This window comes from Streptomyces sp. adm13(2018), assembly GCF_008042145.1.
Taxonomy (GTDB): domain Bacteria; phylum Actinomycetota; class Actinomycetes; order Streptomycetales; family Streptomycetaceae; genus Streptomyces.
On record NZ_RDBH01000116.1, the window covers coordinates 1 to 821 of the forward strand.

Consider the following 821-nt stretch of genomic DNA (forward strand, 5'->3'; position numbering starts at 1 on the left):
GGTGCGGCGACCCGGTCGGCGACGCGGGTCCCGGAGCCCTGGCGGGAGGTGAGCCAGCCCTCGGCGACGAGTTCGGCGTAGGCGTCGGCGACGGTGTTGCGGGCGACGCCGAGGTCGGCGGCGAGCGAGCGGTAGGGCGGCAGCCGGGTCCCCGGGGCCAGTCGCCCGCCGCGTACGGCCTCGCGCAGCGCGGCGATGAGGGCGGTCCGGCGGCCGCCGGCGGCGCTCAGCTCCAGGTGCAGGTCGACGCCGAGCCCGCCGTCCTCGGCTGCGGTCACGGGTGCTCCTCACCATCGCTCACGAGGCCGCCCGCGGCCTTCTCGGTCCCGCCGGCGAGCGTAGCGCCGAAGGCGGGTCAGGGGCGTCGCGGGCGTCGCGAGGAGGACGGGACGCCCCGGACCCGGCCCGGGAGTTCGTCGCCGACCCCTATCGGGAGAGCGCGTCCCGGACGGCCTCCTCCGTGCGGCCGACGACGGCCGTGCCGTCCTCGGCGGTGATGATCGGGCGCTGGATGAGCTTCGGGTGCGCGGAGAGGGCCTCGATCCACCGCTCGCGGCTTCCGGCGTCGCGGGCCCAGTCCTTCACGCCGAGCTCCTTGGCGGCGGCCTCCTGCGTCCGGGTGATGTCCCACGGTTCGAGCCCGAGGCGGTCGAGCACCTGGTGGATCTCCTCGGGCGAGGGCACGTCCTCCAGGTAGCGGCGCACGGTGTAGTCGGCGCCCTCGGCGTCGAGAAGGGTGAGGGCGCTGCGACACTTGGAACAGGCGGGATTGATCCAGATCTCCATGGCCCCACGGTACCCCCCAGGGTCCGCTCCACCAC

At 75.5% G+C, this 821-nt stretch carries 2 protein-coding genes; both read right to left on the minus strand.

What is annotated here, in order from left to right; all coding sequences use genetic code 11:
• A partial coding sequence (locus EAO70_RS15040) for a GntR family transcriptional regulator (protein WP_148003497.1) occupies positions 1 to 278 on the minus strand: 278 nt, incomplete at its 3' end.
• A 148-nt stretch (positions 279 to 426) separates the two neighbouring features.
• Complete coding sequence (locus tag EAO70_RS15045) at positions 427 to 786, minus strand: arsenate reductase family protein (RefSeq protein ID WP_148003498.1); 360 nt, start codon at positions 784 to 786, stop codon at positions 427 to 429.
• Positions 787 to 821: the final 35 nt, after the last annotated feature.

Coding starts and splice junctions, on each gene's coding strand:
- EAO70_RS15045 (WP_148003498.1), bottom strand. CDS start 786: ATGGAGATCTGGATCAATCCCGCCTGTTCCAAGTGTCGCAGCGCCCTC.